Origin of the sequence: Massilia polaris (genome assembly GCF_012927275.1) — a bacterium.
Taxonomy (GTDB): Bacteria; Pseudomonadota; Gammaproteobacteria; order Burkholderiales; family Burkholderiaceae_D; genus Telluria_A; species Telluria_A polaris.
Genome location: NZ_JABBGG010000003.1, coordinates 214,542 through 233,126 on the forward strand (window position 1 = coordinate 214,542; position 18,585 = coordinate 233,126).

The following is an 18,585-nucleotide window of genomic DNA, read 5'->3' on the forward strand; positions in this document are numbered from 1 at the left end:
GAAAACAGGTACGCTCAGCCGATGAATGAACGGCCGGGCCAGTCATGAAAAAATGCAGTCATCCAGAGCATCCGTACTGCACCCAGTGGGTACTGCCTGGTGAGCGCGCGTGCCCGAGCGGCCATCTCCAGCCCGCCGCCGCGCTGGCCGCCGATGAACTTCCCGGCGAGCCGCCGCGCCCCCTCCTGCACATCAGCGGCTTCGATCCGCGCGCCGCCGGCGGCCGCCAGACCATCAAGGTCGAGCTGCGCGGCATGCCGGAAGACGCCCCCGCCGCCATCACCATGGAACTGGCGTCGGCGCTGTTCCCGGGCGGCGCGTCGCGCCACGCTTTCGAGCGCAACCTGCAGGGGCACTGGCGCCCGCAGTTCGTCGAATTCAGCTCGCGCGACAAGGAGCACGGCCAATACCGCGTCGAGGCCGAGCTGCGCTGCAGCCACGGCACGCATGTCCGGCGGCGCTGGGTGTGCACGCTGATCATCCTGGTGCCGCGATCGGACGCCAGCCTGTCCGAAATCCACCAGACCTTCCTCGCCACCCACAAGAACGTCAGCGTGACAGCGGACGACGGATCGATCGCGCGGGTCAGCGCGCAGGCCGGCGGCGGACGGCTGGACATCGGCGTCACTGCACGCAATGCGTCGATCGCGCGGCTCGACCTCGATGCGCGCAACGGCAGGGTCGCGGTCGGCTTTTCCAGCATCGCATGGGACGAGGACCTGATTGAAATCGAGATACCCGAGGAACCGGAAAAGCACCCGCATCCGGCAACTGCAGGCGAGGTGTCAAATCACGATGCCAGCGCCAGTCTCCCGCGACACATCCGCATGTTCGCGCTCGATGAATTCGTACTGGGACGATTCGACCCGCACGACAGCGCTGCCGCCATCCCGCTTGCGCACTTCGCCGGCGGCGGCCATCGTGATGAGGGCGGCCTGACCAGGCGACTGTCCGCGCGCCACGCCGTTATCCGCCGTAGCGGCAACGGATTCGAGATCGAGGACGTGTCGCGCTACGGCCTGCTGGTGGACGGCGCCTGGCCCGGAAAACACCAGCCGGCGCCGCTGCGGCTTGGCACGCGCATCGAAATGACGGCCAGCGTGCGCGGCGTCGTGCAGCTGGTCGTCACCGCGCTGCTGCCGACGGGTCTCGTCCTGCACCGCGAAGATGACGGCGCGCAGGACGAATGCTTTGTCCTCGTCGATCCCGAACGCCACCCCGGCCGCGAACCTGTGCGGCCGGCCATGCTCCCGCGGGCGGCCGCGATGCCGCTGCTGTTCCATCACAACGGCGGCTTCTGGCGCCTGGACCCTGCAGGCGGGACCCAGGTAGCGGTCATTCCTGACCCGGCTTTCGCTTGATGCTACTCTTCGGATGGCAACCCGGCCACAACCTGACAGGAGACAAACATGCAGTCAGCAGCGACCAGTGTCGATGCCTACCTTGATACCCTGCCCGATGAGCGCCGCGCGATCGTCGAAGCGGTGCGCGATGTCATTCTGGCGAACCTCGACAGCGGCTACCGCGAAACGATGCAATACGGGATGATCGGCTATGCGGTGCCGCACGATGTTTTCCCGGCCGGCTACCACTGCGACCCGAAGCAGCCGCTGCCGTTTGCCGGGCTGGCATCGCAGAAAAACCATATTTCGCTGTACCTGATGGGGCTGTATTTCGGCTGCGCCAGCGACCAGGAAACCGACGAGGTGAAATGGTTCCGCGACGCGTGGGCGAAGGCTGGAAAGAAGCAACTCGACATGGGGAAAAGCTGCGTGCGCTTCAAGAAGCTGGAGGATGTCCCGTTGGACGTGATTGGTGAAGCCGTCCGACGCATGCCGGCCCAGCTGTACATCGAACGCTACCAGCAGGGCCTGGCGGCCGCAGGGAGCGGCCGCTCCAGCCGGAAGGTCTAGTCCGGGATCATCACCAGGAAGATCAGCGCCAGTCCGGACAGCATCACCGCTTCGAGGGTGAAGACGATGGCCGGGATACGTATGTCGTCAGGGATTCTGAAATGCATGATGTCCTCCGTACGGTTGAACATGCGCTTCCACTTTAGACTCTTCGTACGCGGCGCGGCGCGCGGTTTGCAGTTTTTTATGACGACAAGGGGTACAACGATGCGGATGCGGATGCCGATCCTGATGATGACCACGTTGCTTACCTTAGCGGCATGCAAGGAGCCGCCTCCTGCCGAGGCAGCCCCGCGCGCAGCGGCCAGCGCCAGCCCGGTATTGTCCACCCAGGGTTATGGCCCGGTGCGCTTTGGCGCCAAGCTCAGCGACATGGAGCAATTGCTTGGCGAAAAAAGCCAGCCCCCAGGCGTGCAAGATCCGGCTTGCAGCTCCATCCGGTTCGATAAGTTGCCCGGCGTACGTTTCATGGTCGAAAACGGCGTCCTTACCCGGGCCGATGCCGATGCCGGCCTGCCGAACGAACTTGGCCTGGCGGTCGGCGACACGCTGGAGCAGGCGAAGAAGAAGCATCCGGCCATCGTGATCGGACCGCACAAATACGTCCCCGATGGGCACTACCTCACCGTCCGGGGCGCTGACGCCAGGACCGCGATTGTGATGGAGGACGATGGGAAGAGGATTACCAAGATCCGCGCCGGACTTGAGCCTGCCGTCAGTTACGTTGAAGGTTGCCTGTGACGGCGAGGGCGCGCGCGACGCGAAAGCCGACGATGTCATTGCTCAGCACTGCCGAATAGCCGTTGCGCAGCGCCGAGCGCAGGTAGCGCGGGTTGTACAGCCAGGAGCCGCCGCGCAGGATGCGCCGGCCCTGGTCGCCGCCCTCTTCCCACGCGCCCCCATCGGCCGGGGCGCCGATGTAATTGTCGTGCACGACGTCCTGCACCCACTCCCACACATTGCCGTGCATGTCGTACAGCCCCCAGCGGTTCGGCGCGAAAGCGCCCGCCGGCGTGGTGCCCTGCCTGAATACGCCCTTCGGGCTGCCGCCGTAGCTGTAATTGCCGTCGTAATTCGCGCGGCTGGTGTCGATGCTGTCGCCGAACGAGAATGCGGTTTTGGTGCCGGCACGGCAGGCGTACTCCCATTCGGCTTCGCTCGGCAGCCGGTAGTGCTGGCCAGTCTGTTCGCTCAGCCAGCGCACATACTTCTGCGCGTCGTCCCATGAGACGCCGACCACAGGGTGATCCTCGGCCTGGCGAAAGCCGGGCGACGCCCAGTTGACCTCACCATGCGGCCGCCAGTTCGCCGCCATCGCAAAGCGGCGCCATTCTCCAACGGTCACCGCGGAGCGTCCGAGGACGAATGCCTGTTCGATGCCGACCCAGTGCTGCGGCGTTTCGCGTTCGAGCCACGCCAGCTGCGCGCCCGCCTCGATCGCCTTCTTGCGTTCATGTTCGGGAGAACCCATCTGGAAGCGTCCCGCCGCTATCTCGACCATCGCCGGGCCGTGGCCGCTGCCGTCGACGAAGGCATCGCGCAGGATGCCATGCTCCGATGGCGACGATTCGGCGTCGGCGACAGGCGGTGGCGTGACACCGGCGTTCTCGGTCCGGGCACGCTGCTGCTCGGCACGATATGCCGCGGCCGCCTTGGCCTGGTGAACCCGGCGCTGCTCCTGTTCCGCCACGCGCGCTTTCTCCATGCCGGCGGCGCGCCGCTCGCGCAGTTGTTCTCGCAGCGCCTCCCGGCGCACACGCCGCGCCGCATCGTGCTCGGCGCGCGTGCGCTTCGCCTCTTCCCGCTGCAGCTTCTGGCGGGCGAGTTTGGCCAGCCTGGCGGCCTCGGACTGGACCTCGTTCGGCGGGGGCTCCGCGGCGGCATGCGTTTCGTCGGCGGCCGCGTTGCGCAAAGCTGCCACGAGTTCCATGACGGTCTGCGGGCGCGCGCCGCTGTCCCATGCGAATCCGCGCTGGAGTTCCGCCCACTGCCCTTCGCTCAGCCTTGCCGGCTTGATCGCCTGGTCGGAGGCGCTGCGCGGCGCGCGGAACGGCAGCCGGCCCTCCAGCATCTGGTAGATCATGATGGCCACCGCGTACACGTCGAGCGACTGCGCCGGCTCGCGGCGCGGCGTGCCGGCTTCAGGGGCGCGGTATCCGGCGGTGCCCGCGCTGCCTGGCGCTTCCGCCGCAGCATTGCCCGTACCTTGCCTGACCCGCGCCGCGATGCCGAAGTCGAGCAGCTTGATATCGCCTTTCGCCGTCACAAACACGTTGCCCGGCTTGATGTCGCGGTGGACCAGTTTGCGCCTGTCCCATGCGTATTCCAGCGCAGCCGCGATCGCTGCGGTTAGCGCCAGCGCGCGCTCGAGGGTGAGCCGCCCTTCGCGCGCCAGCACGCCGTCGAGGTCCTCGCCCTCAAGGCATTCCATGATGATGAAGTAGCTGGTGGTGGCCGGGTCGCGCGCCCATTCGTAGACGCGCACGATGTTCTCGTGCGCCAGCTTGCGGGCCTCGGTCGCTTCTTCGACCAGCAGGCGCGCGCGCGCGGCGCTCTGGGTCAGCTGCGGCGGCAGGATTTTCAGGGCGACCATCGCGCTGTGGCCAAGCTCGGCGTGGGTAGCGAGATCGGTCGCCTGCCACACCTGGCCCATGCCGCCGTGCGCGATGAGGCGTTCGAGGCGGTAGCGGCGGTCCGGCGGGCCGACCTCCATGCCGGCCATCAGGCCAAGTTCCGTGCCCGGCCGCGGGGGGAACTGGTTGCCGCGCGCATCCGGCAGCGCATACTCCGCGTCGAGGATGGCGTTCTTGCGGCTGTCGAACTCCTGCTGGCTTAGCAGGCCGTCCTCATGCAATGAGCGCAACTCGCGGATTTTTTCATGCGCGGTGTGCATGGCATGGCTCAGGGTTGCAGCGGCGCGCCGCACTGCGCGCAGAAGCGGTCGCCGGGTCCGGCGATATGGCCATTCGGACAGGTTCGCATCGCGGGAATCGCACCGCGCACCTGGGCCACGCCGACGCCAAGCTGCGACTGTGTCGACAACGCCGCCTTGTTGACGTCGTTCTGGAGCGTCATCAGGTCGACCTGGTGTTGCCGGTCCTTGTCCACCTCGAGATCGCGCCGGGCACGGTCCTGCCGCACCCGCTCGTCGGCCAGCTTCGCCGCATCGACCGGGCTGACGCCGCCGAGCGCCTCCAGCTGGCCAGCGCTCATCGACGCATGCACCTGCGTTTTCATGTAATCGGCAAGCAGGGCCGCATTTTCAGCGGGCGCAAGCACCACCTTCGCGGTATCGTCCAGGCCGCCGATGCGGTCCATACGGTGCAGCTCGTGCTGCCACTGCGCTTCGTTTTCCTGGCGCTTGAGGGCGTGGCGGCGTTCCTCGGCGTCGAGTAGGGTTTCCTGCTCCTTGTGCGTGTGCAGCGCATCGGCTTCGATCGTCCGCATCAGCTTTTCGTGCTGCGCATCGGCGTCGGCGCGGCCGGACGCGCGCAGCAGGTCGCGCTGGCGGTCCAGCGCGACCTGGTCTTCCCATTCCTGTTCGCGCTCCGCCTCGCGCCGCCGCGCCGCGTTGACCAGCGCCAGCGACTGCACACTGGCGCGCTGCTGCTCGCGTTCGAGCGCCCGATCGTATTCCTGCGCTTCGCGCTCGCTCTCGTGCAGGCGCGCGAGTTCGGCGCGCTTGCGCGTTTCGTCTTCGATCGCCAGCGCCTGCGTGATCTTGTTCTGGATCTGCTGCTGCAGCAGCTGGTGGGAGAAGCGCTGGCGCGCCAGCAGCTGCGCGTTGCCGGCGTCCTGGCGTGCCGCTTCCAGTTCGGTATGCATGCGGATGCGGGCCAGCTGGCGCAGGTGTTCCCAGTCGGCCGCCTCATCGGCGCGCGCCTTGCCTTTTTTGGATAGTTCGTGCTCAAGCTCGGCCAGCATGTCGCCGGCGCCGCGCATGATCGCCTCCTTGCGGTTCTTCGACTCGAGGATGCGGCTGTACAGGTCGATCTCGCGGGCCCGCAGCGCGTGCACGCGCTCGGCGTGCTGCACCGACAGCTCGGCGCGCTCGACGGTTTCTTGCTGGCGGATCTCGGCGCGCCGGTAGCGCAGCCGCACATCCTGTTCCTCGCGCCGGATGCGCTGCCATTCCTCGTCGTTGTACAGCTGGTCGAGCTGCTTTTCGTGTTCCAGCTTGACGTGGCGTTCGTCGGTCACCATCCACAAGCTGCCGATGCGCTCGCGGTTGGCGTCGAATTTATCGTGATGCAGCGACAGCGTGTCGACCTGCACCACCGCCAGGCCATATTCTGCGAGCCGCATCTTCAACGCGCTTTGCAGGCGTTCATCGAGCTGGAGACGCAGTTCGCGGTTGGCCGCCATGTCGCGCAGCGACTGCGACGCGACAAACTCCGCGGCCAGCTGGCGCACCGACGGCGCCAGCAAATCGCGCAGGTGTTCGGCGGTAACGGTCCCTGGCGCGGTCATGAAATGCTGGGCGAACATCGGGACCTGGTCGATCTTGAGGCTCACCCGGAAGCTGGCCGAAACAGCCAGGTGTTCGGCCGTGCGCAGATCGCCAAAACTGAAATCGACCGGCAAGGCGGCGCTGCGGGTGATCAGGATTTCGGCGTGCTGGTCGCGCAGCAGGTTGTTCAGGCGCGAGAAGAAACCCTCGATCTCGTATTCGCCCTGCGGTACTTCGGTTGCCTTATCGCGCTGCAATATGTATGCGCGGGCGGTTGCCGGAACGCGCAGGGTTTTGACGAACAGGCCGGACAATTCGCGCACGCCGAAGAAGACGGCCAGTTCGCCGTCGCCTGGAATCCAGCGGTTGTCGCGCAGCAGCGGTTCGCTGCGGGGCGCGCCCAAGGTCAGGCCGCAGCGGGAGCAATAGCCGGAATCGCCGGTATTCTTGTGCTCGCAGCGCGGACATTTGACGCCGCCGAATCCGAACATCTGAAACATCTCGACTCCTGGTTGGCCTTGAGTGTGTTGTACGCAAGTTAATTCTAGCAGGGACAGCCGAGCTTCACATTGCCGTGCTCAAGCGTGCGCCCCCCTGCTCAGGGCATGCCTATCCGGTCGATGCAGGCCATGCTGGCGCCCTTCGCGCGCAGGGCAGCGGCGAAGCCGGCGGGCAGTTCGCCCTCCCACGCGCGCGGCAGCAGTACGCGGTCGCCGGCGCCGGCCTGGGACAGCACCAGTACGCATTTCGGCTCGCAGCCCTGTACCGGGTCGACCCGGCCGGACTGCCAGGCGGACGAACATCCGGTCGCGATCACCCTGCCTCGCGCGAGGAATTCGCGGCCGCGCGCCATGCGGTCGGCGACGACCAGCGCCAGTTCGAAGGAGTTGCCCTGGAACCGGGGCTCGGCGAAGCGCACGGCTGTGCGCCAGCGGCCCTCGCCCCTTGCATCGAACCGGCGGGCCCCGGCCAGCGCCTGGCGCACCGCCAGTTGGCGGGTCAGGTCGAGACCGGGAGCCGCGATGGTGTCTTCTTCCTCACCGGCGGGTTGGTCGAGCGGGTACACGCTGACCTCGACCCAGCACAGGCTGTCGTTGATGCCGCCGCTGTGCAGCGGGAACCATGCGCGCGCGGTCGATACGGCGTCACCGGCGTCGGGCTGCCCGGCCAGGGCGCCGAGGAATGCAAGCTGGCCCGGCCCGCCGCGCAGCAGCGCGTGGTTCGACCCGGCCGGTGTGACAGCGTGGCCATCGACCCGCCCAAGCTGCCAATGGTCGGACCAGCCGTTGGCGTGCAGCGGAGCGTCGGGAATGACGCCGCGCGCCATGCGGTCGGCCAGCACCACGGCCAGTTCCCAGTCGCGCTCCCCAGGTCCCGGCGCGCGGTCCATCGTCACCAGCACCTGGTCGCGGCTGTCATGGCGGGCTTCGGTCAGGCGCGCAAGGCGTGCTACCTGCTGCATCCGTTCGGCCAGCGCCGGCCCGCCAGGCCCGCTGCACTTGACCTCCGCCCGTCCCGCGCGCGGACGGCGCACCGCGGTCACCGACAGCACGGAGCCGTCCGCGAGCGTGCTGCGGCACTCGCTCATGGCGCCTCCCCTTCGGCCGACCTGCGCGCGGCGCTGGCGTGTTCGAGGTTGGCGACGATGCGATCAAAGTCATCCATCACGGCCGCCAGCGGACCGCCCCTGATCCGTGCCAGCAGCGCCCACGCTTCGTCCAGCGCCTTCGACGCAAGTACGCTGTGCCGCGTTCGGCGGACCTGCTGGCGCAGGTCCAGGCGCTGGCCTGGTGCGGCCAGTTCCAGCGCCGGCATCGTGGCGACCGACATGCTGACCTGGTCGAGGCGGCGCAGCAGCGCCTGGTGCTGGCGGAACAGCTCCAGGCCCGGCGGCATCGCGACAAGCCGCAAGGCCGACGTCAGGCGCGGAAGTTCGAGGAACAGCCGGCGTAACGCATGCGCATCGTCGCCAGGCGAATCAAGCTCTGGCACAACAGGAGCAGCGGTTTGATTTCCGGGTGATGGGAGCGCCTTCAGCAGCGCCGCGTAATCGCCGACGTCCGCGGGCATGCAGTCCTCGACAGTCACGCCGAAGCGCATGTACAGCAGTTCGTCGACGCCGGCGCGGAATGCATCCCACTCGCCGAGCGTCGCGCAAGGCGGCAGCTCGATATTTCCCTGAACCAGTTCGCGCCGGATGGCTTGCTCGATGGCGCAGCGGAGTCCGGCCAGTTCAAGCCGTTCTCCGGCCTCGCTGGCGAGGAACAGGTCGAAACGCTGTTGCGCCACACGCGGGTCGGGCGCATCGACGACAAAAACCAGCCGCAATCCGGCTTCCGGCGCGGCGGCGAACGGAACCAGGTCTACCGTGTAGGGACCGGGGTGAAAACAGTACAGCAGCTCGCCCTTTGCAAGGCATGTCCGCGAGCCGGGGGCAATGCGCCGGGTAGCGCCTTGCCCGTCGCAGGCGACGCCAATGCAGCCGGGCGCCAGGCCGGATACGCGCAACGCGACCGTTCCCACGCCGGGAACGCCCTCCGTTTCGCGCCGCCTGAAGATACCCATCGCGGCGGCCTATGCGCGCACCGGTTCGACAGCGAAGCCGCCGCCGTGCCGCTGGAAGTGCGGCGCCGGGTCGGATACGAACGGCCACACGCCCTCGCATTCGCCGTCGGCGTCGAGATGGCCTTGCAGGACAACCGTTCCGGCGCCATCGCGCACACGCAGCAGGGTCGGTTCGCGCATCAGGCGCGCGGCGAACGGCGCAACCGCCGCCAGTGCGAGGATCACCTGCCACTTCGCGCCATCTTCGACAAAGTGCAGCGTCCAGCAGCCGTCGTCGGTGGACAGGCCGGCAAGCGCTTCGCCGCTGGCGGCAGCGCGCAGCATGCCCGCGCTGCCTGCCCACGCCTCGGCGGCGCGGCGTTCCAGCGCCAGGTGACGGAAGCGCCGCAATGTCAGCGGAGACTGTTCCAGCGCTGCGCGTTCCGCGCCGGCCAGCGGACGCACGCCGTCGAGGGCCTCGCGCATGCAGGCATCGGTCAGCATCAGGCGGTCGCCTTCTACCCGGCGCGCCAGCAGCAGGTGCTCGCGCAGCCTGCAGGTGTCAAGGTTTGGACTGGTCACGTGATTCTCCTTTTATGGCCGGGCTGCGCCCATCAGCTTTGCGATTGCCTGGTCGCGCCGCTTGCGCAAGGTCGGCAGCGATACATGGTCCTGCAGTGCCAGCTGCTGCATCGTCGGAAGCTCGCCGGTGGCCGGGTCCAGCCATTCGTCCGGGTAGGTCTCGTCGGCGCCGCCCACCATCTTCAGGTACACGGCGAGATAGACCGGAAGCGAACTGCCGGCCAGCGCCTGCGCAGTCCAGCTTGCGGCGTCGGCCGCCGCGGGCCCGGGCGGAGCGTCGTCCGGGTCGTCGCCGGCGCGTGATTCGGAGACAACGCGCCACAGGTCCTCAAGCCATTCTGCGGCTTCGTTCGCATCGAGCATGCGGTCGCAGTCGCGGTTCGACGACAGCTCTTCGTATTCGCCGATTTCGGCCAGCATGGCACGGATTTTTTCGGGACTGGATTTGAGGTTGGCGAAGCGCTTGGAGCGCGTATGCAGGGGGCCCGGCGCGCCGCTGAAACGCTCCAGCGTTTCGCTCCAGCTGACCACCCACCCGGCCTTGCAGTCGCCCGCGCCGCGCATCTGGCGCACTTCTATCGGCACGCCCTCGACCGGCCGGCCGATGATCGCGGCGACCTGCTCGCGGTGCTCGCGCCATGCGCCGAAGATGCGTGCGATCTCGGAACTGGCCGTGTCGAGCATGCGGTAGGCGTACATCTTGTTCGGGCTGCAGCTGCGGCCGCACGCTACCTGGTAGTTGTCGGAGTCGACCTTGTCGCGCAGGACGGCGAACATGTCATTGACCTTTTTGCGCAGGATGGCCTCGCCGCCGGGGCCGTCCCAGAAGGCGCCGCAGCGCGCATGTTCCGCCGCCACCGCGCTGCGGAAGGCGGCCCAGTCGGCGGGACGGGCCTGCAGTTCGCACACCAATTCGAGCGCCAGTTCCAGCGTGCTGTCGCCGTAGCTGTTGCCGGGAGCGGTGGCGCGGGCGCAGCGCCGGTTTGCGTGCAACAGCTCGGCCATCGCATCAAGGTAGGCATCGAGGCAGGCTTGCTGCTGCGACAAGTCGGGAAGCCGCGGACAAAGGCTGGCGAGCGCCTGCAGGGAGCATTGCCCCAGCAGTTTTCGCACGTGTTCCCAGCCGTGCTCCTGGTAACGGGTTCCCGGCAAGCGCATGCCAATCCTCGTCCAGAACAGCGAAAACCGCCCGCTCGGCGGTTCGTAAAATCATGCCATACGAATAAGATTCGCGAGGCACGCTTGAAACTGCTTACTGCCGGGCTCGCTCCATCGATGCGAGCACCGCTGCGACCACCGGCGCGGCATGGCCGCCACCGGTTGCTTCCGAGTGGCTGATGAAGGCGGAGATGGCGAGCCGGCGGGGCTGGTTCGGCAAGGTCCCGGGTTCAAGCCAGCCGGTGAACCACACGGTCGACCGGTCGCCGATGGTGGGCGCGGTGCCGGTTTTACCGGAAAGTCCCGCGCGTATGTGGGCCAGTTGCGGAGCGCTGAACGCGGCGGCTGCAGTGCCGGAATCGATCACTCCCTTCATCCCGGCGCGAACGCGGTCCAGGCGGACGCCGAGCGGTTCGGGTTTGCTTACCGCAGCCTCGCGCCCGTCGAGCGCCAGCAGGAGTCGCGGAGCGGCGAGGCCGCCCTGCCCGACCGCCGCCGATACAAGCGCCATTTGCAGCGGCGTCGCCTGCATGCGCAGCCCGATCGCCATCTGGCGCAGCTCATGGCGCGTATGCACCGGGTCGACCCGGGCGGCGCTGGCCTGCAGCGCGTCCCATTGCGACCACGGGTATTCCGGCGGCAGCAGGCCGCCGTCGAGCCGCCACGCTTTGCCGAAACCGAGCTGGCGCGCCATGCCCATGACCGGGCGGATGCTGTCGAGGGCGCCCGGCTCCAGCGGATGCAGGTCGGGGGCGCCGCCTTCGGGCCGGCCAAACAGGCTGCGGTCGGCAAGCTCCCCGGACCAGGCGAACCAGGTGTTCAGGCTGTACGTCAGCGCCTGCGCCAGGCCAAGGCGCCCGTCATGGGCGCGCCGGTCGAGGTGCTGGTCGCGGAAATTGGTGATGTGCGCCTGGCGCGTCTGGAACGGATAGGTGGCGGCGTTGGTCTGGAATGCGTACCCCTTGCGCGCGGCCATCTGGTTGATCGCGTCGAGCGGCAGGCCGGCCAGCAGTGCAGCGATCTGCGGATCGCGGCGGGCCGCCAGCTCCAGTCCGAGCGCGCTGACTACCTTGAACGTGGAGCCGGGGCTGCGGTGGACGCCGCCGTCATGCTGGAAGGCGGGCAGCCGCAAGGCGCTGCGCGCCGGGTTGGTACGGTCGAAATCACGCACCTCGTCCCAGTTCGCCGCGGTGACGGCGCCCGCCCCCGCGCCGGCTGCCGCCAGCACATCGCCGGTTTCGGCATCGAGCACGACCATCCCTGCCTGCCGCCCGTGCGGAACCGGCTCGCCGCCGTGGCAGCGCGCGCCGTCCCACCGGCCGCGCCGCATGCCCAGGCAGTCGAGCACCGCCTGGCTGGAGGCCTGCAGCGCCAGATCGATGCTCAGGCGGGCATTGTGCATCCCGCCGCTGGCGGGAAGACGCGCGAGCATGCCGGCGACGCTGTTCGGGTGGTCGCTGCGCATGCCGAGCAATGGAGCGAGGCCCGCGTCAATGGCTGCCGGTGTCGGACTGCCGCCGCTCCAGAGGACTGTGCCGTTGCGATCTTCGAGCCGCACGTCGGCCGATGCGGCACGGCGCTGCGCGCCTTCGTCCTGCAGCAGCGCATGCCACGCAAGGCGCCCGCCCTCCACGCGGAGGTGGCGGTACTTCTGGTCCGCCGGCGCGGCTAGCGCCCCCATTTCGATTGGCGTCGCGTGGATGGAAATGCTGCGCGCACCCGGCGTAAGTTCAAGGTCGAGCAGCTGGACCGCATCGGCGGACGGGCAGGCGCGCCCCGTGCACGCGGGCGCCGGGTGCGCGCGCATGCTGGCGCCATCGACCGAGAGCACACGCCCGGCGAGCAGCAGCTGAAGCCTTTCCCCTCCGGCCGCCGGCTGCGGCAGCGCAAGCGTCACCTGGGCCCTTGCCGCACCGGCCGCCTGTGGCCACCGCGCGATGCGGGTCCACGGCGCCCAGCCTTGCGGGAGTTCGGCAAACAGCCTGCTTGCCGCCAACGGCATCGCGCCGGTCGTTGGCGCGGCGGCATTGCCGACGTTCGCCTGGCAGTCGCCGTGGGCGCTGACCGGCCGGACGCGCCACGCCAGCAGGCGCCGCTCGCTGTTGAAGATCCTGACCTGTTCGCGCACGAAAGCGCCGTCGGCCATCCGGTACAAGCGTTCGAGCAGCGCCTGCGCATGTTCGTCCTGCGGCACCTGACGCCATGCCGGCAGCTCGACGGCGCGCGCGCCGCCGGATGCGGCACGCCAAGCCGCCAGGTCGCGCGGCGCCAGTTCAGCAATGCCTCCGGCGCCAAGCCTGACCAGCCCACGTTCGGCGAGACCCTGGAACAACTGCTGGTCCTCCAGCCTTGGCGAGGGAGCTGTGCTGACCCGGTATTCGCCGGGGCGCATCCATGCGGACACCGGCTGCCCTTCCATCGGGAACGCATGGACGATCGCCTTATCCGCCCTGATGCCATCCGGCCGGAATACCTGCATGACCAGGTCGCCGGCCTCGGGACAGGCGCGATTGGTGCGGCGCTGGATCCGCAGGGCCGCGCCGCCACCCCAGGCCAGCCATCCCTCGCGAAGCAGCGCGCCTTTGCCGCGCGCTCCCTCGCTGACTCGTCCGCCGCTGGCGTCAGAAAGCCACCGTACAACGGGGCCGCGCCCTTCCCATTCGACCTGCAGCTTGTCCGCGCCGATGCTGCCGGTGACGGTCAGGCGCGGCATATCGGTAACGTCAGGCGCGGCCAGTGCGACGTGGCGCAGCGACACCGCGCCCGGCTGGGCTTCGTTGCGCGCGGCCCAGCGTGCAACATCGGCGAAGTGGTAGCCCGCCCGGACAGGCAGCAGCCGGCGCCCTGCGGCCTGCGTGCACAGGTCGACGACGACCGCCGGCGCGGCGCGCATTCCTGACGAGACGAGGAAGGCGCCTGCGGCGGCGTGCTGGAATGTGATCCCAGGGCTGGCCGGCACGCTGAACGCGGCGGCGGGCATTACCGGCTGGAAAATGTCGGCGGCGGAGCTACGGGCATCCGTGGACAGTGCCAGCTGGCGCGCGTGGCCGGCGATTACCATCGCGCCGCCGAACGCTGCGATGCAGCCTGCCGCAGCGATCCATTGCACCGGTGAAGGCGACGGCAAGCGCCAAGTGCTGCGCGGCCGACGCGGCCTCGTCGCAGCGGTGAAGTTCCGCTCGCGCCGCCACGCCGCACGGCGGCCCGCCGCCGACCGCAATGTCTCGCTGATCCAGCCGTTCATAGCAATTGCGCTCCCCGTGCCCGCCCGTGGCCCGCGCTGCTGCCGGGCCTGCACTGCCTTAGCGGAGGGGGATGCAAAAGTTATCTCTGCCGTATCGTTTCGTCGCGCTTTTTACGCAGGTCGGGCCGCGAAAACTACGGCTTGTCGCAATCCGGTGGAGCGAAAGCGCGCCCGTGGCTACAGTGAATCCATCGAAACCAACCTTGAAAGGAACGTCATCATGAACATCCTTAAAAACATGGAAGCAGTCTTCCTCGTCTCCCTGGCCATCGCCGGCCCAGCCAGCGTCGCCTTCGATGCGCTGCCAGAAGCGAACGCCACCCGCATGCCGGTCGCAGCCGCCGCAACCCAGCAAGCGATTCCCGTAGTCGTCGTCAGCGCCCGCCGCATGACCGCTGAAGAGAAGCGCCTGTCGCTGGAAGAAGAGGCCCGCGACGCATCGTTCAAGGTCGCCTCACGAAGCAGCTTTTGACGACAAAATCACCTCGCGTGCTCTTCCGTCGGACCAGACGGAGCACGCGACGGCGCGCGCTCCTACAGCACTTGTAACAAAGACGGGCGAACCGCGTCAAAATCTGTTTCAGTTGTAAGTTGTTGAATCGTGTGCGCTATTTCTCCGAAGGCGTTGATATATTGAACTCACGCTTTTTCTTTGAGGATCAATAAAATGAAACGCACACTCACACTCGCCGCCATGATTGCCCTCGGTGCCGCTGCCTACATGCCGCTGTCGTCGCTTGCACAATCCGAATTTAGCGTCGTCATTGGTTCGGCCCCGCCTGCCCCGCGCTTTGAAAGCGTGCCAGCCCCACGTGCCGGCTATGTCTGGGCGCCAGGTTACTGGAACTGGACCGGCAACCGCCACGAATGGAGCGCCGGACACTGGGAACGCTCCCGTGACGGCTACGCCTGGCGTCCCGCCGAATGGCGCCGCGATTCGCGCGGCTATGGCCTGCACCAAGGCGGCTGGGTCGTCGTGGACGACCGCGATTACGGCGGCATCCGCTCGGCGCCTCCGCCACTGCGCTATGAGCGCGTCCCGCACGCCCGCCGCGGCTACATCTGGGAGCCGGGCCATTGGGAATGGCGCCGCGGACGCTACCAGTGGATCCAGGGCGCATGGATCAGCGCACGCCCGGGCTACGTCTACCGTCCGCACGAATGGCGTCAGCGCGATGGCCGCTGGCACTATGAGGAACCACGCTGGTCCCGCGGTGGCCGCGACCGCGATCGTGACGGCGTGCCAGACCGCCTCGAACGCGGCGACCGCCACGACCGAGACATCGACAATGACGGCGTCTCGAACCGCCGCGATGCCGACCGTGACGGCGACGGCGTCCGCAACGACCAGGACCGCCGCCCGGACAACGAGCGCCGCTACTAAGCGCTGGCCGGTAACGGACAGAAGCCACCACGACAGCATGTCGTGGTGGTTTTTTTCATGCAGGAAACAGGTTTAGTGGTAACCCTCGTCCACCTTGACCGTACCGCGGAACAGCCAGAACACCAGCACGGTGTACGCAAGAATCACCGGCAACAGGATCGATGCTCCGATCAGGTAAAACATCTGCGACGACGGATGCGCCGCCGCATCCCACACGGTCATCGTCGGCGGCACCAGGTAAGGCACGTTCGACACCACGAGCCCGCCGAATGCAAGCAGGAAGATCGCGATCGCCGAGCCAAACGGCAGCAGGGTCCGCCCTTTGCGGATGCCGTACCAGCACAGCCACGAAAACAGCGCCGTCGCGACCGGCACCTGGGCCAGGAAGAAGGTGTTCGGAAAGCTGAACCAGCGCTCGGCGATACGGCTGATCTGCAACGGCGTCCAGATGCTCACCACGACGATGAAACTGAGCAAGCCCAGCAGCAACGGAGCGGCCATCCGGCGCGCATGCCGCTCGACCTCCCCTTCGGTCTTGAACAGCAACCACGTCGCTCCCAGCAGCGCGTATCCGGCAACCATTCCCAGGCCGCACATGACCGAGAATGGTGTCAGCCAGTCGAACGTGCCCCCGGCGAACTGGCCATCCACAACCTTAATTTCTTGCAACACGCCGCCCAGGATCAGGCCCTGGGAAAACGCCGCCAGCGTCGAGCCGCCGGCGAACGCCGCGTCCCATTTGCGATGGTCCGGCTTGGCGACCCAGCGGAATTCAAACGCCACGCCGCGGAAGATCAGCGCCAGCAGCAGCACCAGCACAGGCAGGTACATGGCCGGCAAAATGACCGCGAAAGCCTTCGGAAAACCGGCCCAGAGCGTGACGCCGCCCAGCACCAGCCAGGTTTCGTTGCCGTCCCAAAACGGGGCGACCGAATTCATCACCTGGTCGCGCTCAATCTCCTCGCGGAAGAACGGAAACAATATGCCGATGCCGAGGTCGAAGCCGTCGAGCACGATGTACATCGCGACGCCGACGCCGAGCACCAGCGCCAGGATGACCGGCAAGGTATAGGAGAGTTCGTTCATACCGGCTCCTGTTGGGCCTGGGTAGGACGTCCACCGGCAAGCGGCCGGCTCGGCAGCGTTTCCGGGCCCGGCAAGCTCGGCTGCGGCCCCTTCTCGATCATCTTGTTGATGTACCAGATGCCGATCGAGAACACGACGCCATAGACCAGCACGAACAGCACCAGCGACGTCATCACCGCGCCGGCGCTCACCGGCGACACCGCATCCCTGGTGCGCAGCACGCCGTAGACGATCCACGGCTGGCGCCCGATCTCGGTCACCATCCAGCCCGCCAGCAAGGCGATAAAACCAAGCGGCCATGCGCGCGCCAGCGGTTTCATGAACCAGGTGGTCTCATCCAGGCGTTTGCGCCACCAGAGGAAGACGCCGACCACCCCGGTCAGTATCATCAGCACGCCAAGCCCGACCATGATGCGGAAACTGAAGAACACCGGCCACACCGGCGGCCGGTCTTCGCGCGGAAAGTCCTTCAGCCCTTTGAATGTCCCGTCCATGCTGTGCGTGACGATCAGGCTGGCAAGGCCGGGGATCGAGACTTCGGCGATGTTGCGCTCGGCCGTGGCATCGGGCCAGGCGAACAGCACCAGCGGCGCCGGCTTCGAGCCCTCCCAGTGCGCCTCGATCGCCGCTATCTTTGCAGGCTGGTATTTCAGTGTATTCAGGCCATGCAGGTCGCCGACGAAAGCCTGCAACGGGGCAAGGACGGCCAGCATGCCCAGCCCCATATGCAGCATGGTGCGCGATTCAGTGCGGAAGCGTCCGCCCAGCATGTAGCGCGCCCCCGTCGCCGCGACCACCAGCGAGGTCGTCAGGTAGGTCGCGATCATCATGTGCGTGAACCGGTACGGGAAACTCGGATTGAAGATGATTGCGAACCAGCTTACCGGGATGGTGACGCCGTTTTCCATCGCGAAGCCGGCCGGCGTATGCATCCAGCTGTTGGCGGCGAGAATCCAGAATCCCGACAGCGCCGTACCGAGCGCGACGAAGATGGACGCCAGCGTGTGCAGCCACGGCGGAAACCGGTTCCAGCCGAATAGCATGATGCCGAGGAAGCTCGCCTCCAGGAAGAACGCGGTCAGCACCTCGTAGCTGAACAGCGGCCCGAGCGTGTTGCCGAAGACCTGGGCGAAACGGCTCCAGTTGGTGCCGAGCTGGTATTCGAGGACGATGCCGGACACCACGCCCATGGCGAACGACACGGCAAAGATCTTGGTCCAGAAACGCGCCAGCGTGTGATAGTGCGGCTTGCCGGTGCGCATCCACAGCAGCTCAAGCGTGGCGATGAAAGCCGACAGGCCTATGGTGAACGCCGGGAAAATAATGTGGAAAGCGATGGTGAACCCGAACTGGATCCTGGAAAGAAGCAAGGCGTCAAAACCAGCAATAGTTTCCATTCATCACTCCGGCATGTTCACGAGGGACGATTACGACCTGTGTATGGATCAGATCGCAGGCGACCGGGGAAGTTCGTCCTGTTTGAACCGGCGAGCCCAGGCGGCTCAGTGTTGCAAATAAGACCACGAATGTCAATCGTGCGGAAACCGGTTATGCTGCCGGCATGATTGAGCTATCCCAGTTGCACAACGCCGCCTACAAGGCCGAACGAAGCGCCGGCCGCAAGCTCGCGGCAGCTTCCGGTATCACCGAAGACGAAGCGCTCGAACGCATCCTGACCGCAGCCGCCGGCGTGGCCGGACTAGCCTCGCTGCTTGCCGCGCGGCTCGCGCTGCAGCAGGCCGATGCGGCCCGCATCCAGGCCCGCGACCAGCGCAAGGCGGCGCTGGACGCACGCCGCAACGCCAGGCATGAAGGGCCGCCTGCCGCCTGGCGCGCGTGGTTCGACGGCTCGGCCCATCCCAATCCGGGCCGTTGCGGCATCGGCGGCCTGCTTCAGGGACCGGGCGGCGCGGCCATCGAAATCTCGCGCGCTGCCGGATACGGCAACAGCAGCGAAGCTGAATACCAGGCGCTGATCGCGCTGCTCGAAGCGGCCGTCGACAGCGCCGCCCACGACCTCGTCATCTACGGCGACAGCCGGGTCGTGATCGACGATATGAACGGCCCTGCCCTGTATGCAGCGCAGTCGCTGGCCGATTACCGCCAGGCCGCGCACGCACTGCTCGCGAAGCTGCACGGCGTGTCGCTGCGCTGGATCCCGCGCCACAAGAACGCGGCGGCGGACGCCCTGTCCCAGCGCGCTTCGGCGATGCCGGAATAACGA

Annotated in this window: 15 protein-coding genes; 6 read left to right on the plus strand and 9 right to left on the minus strand. The window is 67.3% G+C overall.

Annotation, left to right across the window (positions count from 1 at the left end):
* The first annotated feature begins 44 nt into the window (after positions 1 to 44).
* The 3 genes from HHL21_RS07260 (at position 45) to HHL21_RS07270 (ending at position 2,654) form a co-directional block, all read left to right on the plus strand.
* On the plus strand, positions 45 to 1,361 hold the full coding sequence (locus HHL21_RS07260; protein ID WP_169464597.1) for an FHA domain-containing protein: 1,317 nt from the start codon (positions 45 to 47) through the stop codon (positions 1,359 to 1,361).
* A 48-nt stretch (positions 1,362 to 1,409) separates the two neighbouring features.
* Complete coding sequence (locus HHL21_RS07265) at positions 1,410 to 1,913, plus strand: DUF1801 domain-containing protein (protein ID WP_169464598.1); 504 nt, start codon at positions 1,410 to 1,412, stop codon at positions 1,911 to 1,913.
* A gap of 105 nt (positions 1,914 to 2,018) precedes the next feature.
* Positions 2,019 to 2,654 carry a hypothetical protein gene (locus HHL21_RS07270; protein ID WP_169464599.1) on the plus strand — a complete coding sequence of 212 codons (636 nt, stop codon included), beginning with the start codon at positions 2,019 to 2,021 and terminating at the stop codon, positions 2,652 to 2,654.
* Here the strand turns inward: HHL21_RS07270 and HHL21_RS07275 are convergent.
* From HHL21_RS07275 to HHL21_RS07305, 7 genes are all read right to left on the minus strand, one after another.
* A complete protein-coding gene (locus HHL21_RS07275) occupies positions 2,629 to 4,806 on the minus strand; it encodes a bifunctional serine/threonine-protein kinase/formylglycine-generating enzyme family protein (RefSeq protein WP_169464600.1) in 2,178 nt (725 codons plus the stop codon). The genes HHL21_RS07270 and HHL21_RS07275 overlap by 26 nt on opposite strands.
* Positions 4,807 to 4,814: 8 nt before the next feature.
* Entirely contained in the window at positions 4,815 to 6,863 is a 2,049-nt protein-coding gene (locus tag HHL21_RS07280) for an SPFH domain-containing protein (RefSeq protein ID WP_169464601.1), read from the minus strand.
* Between the two features lie 98 nt (positions 6,864 to 6,961).
* Positions 6,962 to 7,951 (minus strand): hypothetical protein, encoded by a 990-nt coding sequence (locus HHL21_RS07285; RefSeq protein ID WP_169464602.1) that lies wholly within the window; start codon positions 7,949 to 7,951, stop codon positions 6,962 to 6,964.
* Positions 7,948 to 8,928 (minus strand): hypothetical protein, encoded by a 981-nt coding sequence (locus HHL21_RS07290; protein WP_169464603.1) that lies wholly within the window; start codon positions 8,926 to 8,928, stop codon positions 7,948 to 7,950. The genes HHL21_RS07285 and HHL21_RS07290 overlap by 4 nt, the downstream gene beginning before the upstream one ends.
* A 9-nt stretch (positions 8,929 to 8,937) precedes the next feature.
* On the minus strand, positions 8,938 to 9,489 hold the full coding sequence (locus tag HHL21_RS07295) for a hypothetical protein (protein WP_169464604.1): 552 nt from the start codon (positions 9,487 to 9,489) through the stop codon (positions 8,938 to 8,940).
* A gap of 12 nt (positions 9,490 to 9,501) precedes the next feature.
* Positions 9,502 to 10,647 (minus strand): hypothetical protein, encoded by a 1,146-nt coding sequence (locus tag HHL21_RS07300; RefSeq protein ID WP_169464605.1) that lies wholly within the window; start codon positions 10,645 to 10,647, stop codon positions 9,502 to 9,504.
* A 94-nt stretch (positions 10,648 to 10,741) separates the two neighbouring features.
* Entirely contained in the window at positions 10,742 to 13,774 is a 3,033-nt protein-coding gene (locus HHL21_RS07305) for a penicillin-binding transpeptidase domain-containing protein (protein WP_229496168.1), read from the minus strand.
* Positions 13,775 to 14,111: 337 nt separating this feature from the next.
* Between HHL21_RS07305 and HHL21_RS07310 the strand changes: the two genes are divergently transcribed.
* Together HHL21_RS07310 and HHL21_RS07315 are read left to right on the plus strand one after the other, a co-directional pair.
* Positions 14,112 to 14,363: a hypothetical protein gene (locus tag HHL21_RS07310; protein WP_169464427.1), complete on the plus strand. Its 252-nt coding sequence runs from the start codon at positions 14,112 to 14,114 to the stop codon at positions 14,361 to 14,363.
* A gap of 195 nt (positions 14,364 to 14,558) precedes the next feature.
* A complete protein-coding gene (locus tag HHL21_RS07315; protein WP_169464607.1) occupies positions 14,559 to 15,275 on the plus strand; it encodes a thrombospondin type 3 repeat-containing protein in 717 nt (238 codons plus the stop codon).
* A 72-nt stretch (positions 15,276 to 15,347) separates the two neighbouring features.
* On the opposite strand, the gene cydB is transcribed toward HHL21_RS07315, so the two are convergent.
* A complete protein-coding gene (gene cydB, locus HHL21_RS07320; RefSeq protein ID WP_169464608.1) occupies positions 15,348 to 16,361 on the minus strand; it encodes a cytochrome d ubiquinol oxidase subunit II in 1,014 nt (337 codons plus the stop codon).
* Complete coding sequence (locus HHL21_RS07325) at positions 16,358 to 17,749, minus strand: cytochrome ubiquinol oxidase subunit I (RefSeq protein ID WP_370659685.1); 1,392 nt, start codon at positions 17,747 to 17,749, stop codon at positions 16,358 to 16,360. Before HHL21_RS07325 ends, cydB begins: the two co-directional genes overlap by 4 nt.
* Before the next feature lie 173 nt (positions 17,750 to 17,922).
* On the opposite strand from HHL21_RS07325, the gene HHL21_RS07330 reads away from it, so the two are divergent.
* Positions 17,923 to 18,582 carry a ribonuclease HI family protein gene (locus HHL21_RS07330; protein ID WP_169464610.1) on the plus strand — a complete coding sequence of 220 codons (660 nt, stop codon included), beginning with the start codon at positions 17,923 to 17,925 and terminating at the stop codon, positions 18,580 to 18,582.
* The last annotated feature ends 3 nt before the right edge of the window (positions 18,583 to 18,585 follow it).

Bases quoted from the DNA above. Each gene is read 5' to 3' on its own strand.
- HHL21_RS07260 (WP_169464597.1), top strand. From the start codon at position 45: ATGAAAAAATGCAGTCATCCAGAGCATCCGTACTGCACCCAGTGGGTA.
- HHL21_RS07265 (WP_169464598.1), top strand. From the start codon at position 1,410: ATGCAGTCAGCAGCGACCAGTGTCGATGCCTACCTTGATACCCTGCCC.
- HHL21_RS07270 (WP_169464599.1), top strand. From the start codon at position 2,019: ATGATGTCCTCCGTACGGTTGAACATGCGCTTCCACTTTAGACTCTTC.
- HHL21_RS07275 (WP_169464600.1), bottom strand. From the start codon at position 4,806: ATGCACACCGCGCATGAAAAAATCCGCGAGTTGCGCTCATTGCATGAG.
- HHL21_RS07280 (WP_169464601.1), bottom strand. From the start codon at position 6,863: ATGTTTCAGATGTTCGGATTCGGCGGCGTCAAATGTCCGCGCTGCGAG.
- HHL21_RS07285 (WP_169464602.1), bottom strand. From the start codon at position 7,951: ATGAGCGAGTGCCGCAGCACGCTCGCGGACGGCTCCGTGCTGTCGGTG.
- HHL21_RS07290 (WP_169464603.1), bottom strand. From the start codon at position 8,928: ATGGGTATCTTCAGGCGGCGCGAAACGGAGGGCGTTCCCGGCGTGGGA.
- HHL21_RS07300 (WP_169464605.1), bottom strand. From the start codon at position 10,647: ATGCGCTTGCCGGGAACCCGTTACCAGGAGCACGGCTGGGAACACGTG.
- HHL21_RS07310 (WP_169464427.1), top strand. From the start codon at position 14,112: ATGAACATCCTTAAAAACATGGAAGCAGTCTTCCTCGTCTCCCTGGCC.
- HHL21_RS07315 (WP_169464607.1), top strand. From the start codon at position 14,559: ATGAAACGCACACTCACACTCGCCGCCATGATTGCCCTCGGTGCCGCT.
- cydB (WP_169464608.1), bottom strand. From the start codon at position 16,361: ATGAACGAACTCTCCTATACCTTGCCGGTCATCCTGGCGCTGGTGCTC.
- HHL21_RS07330 (WP_169464610.1), top strand. From the start codon at position 17,923: ATGATTGAGCTATCCCAGTTGCACAACGCCGCCTACAAGGCCGAACGA.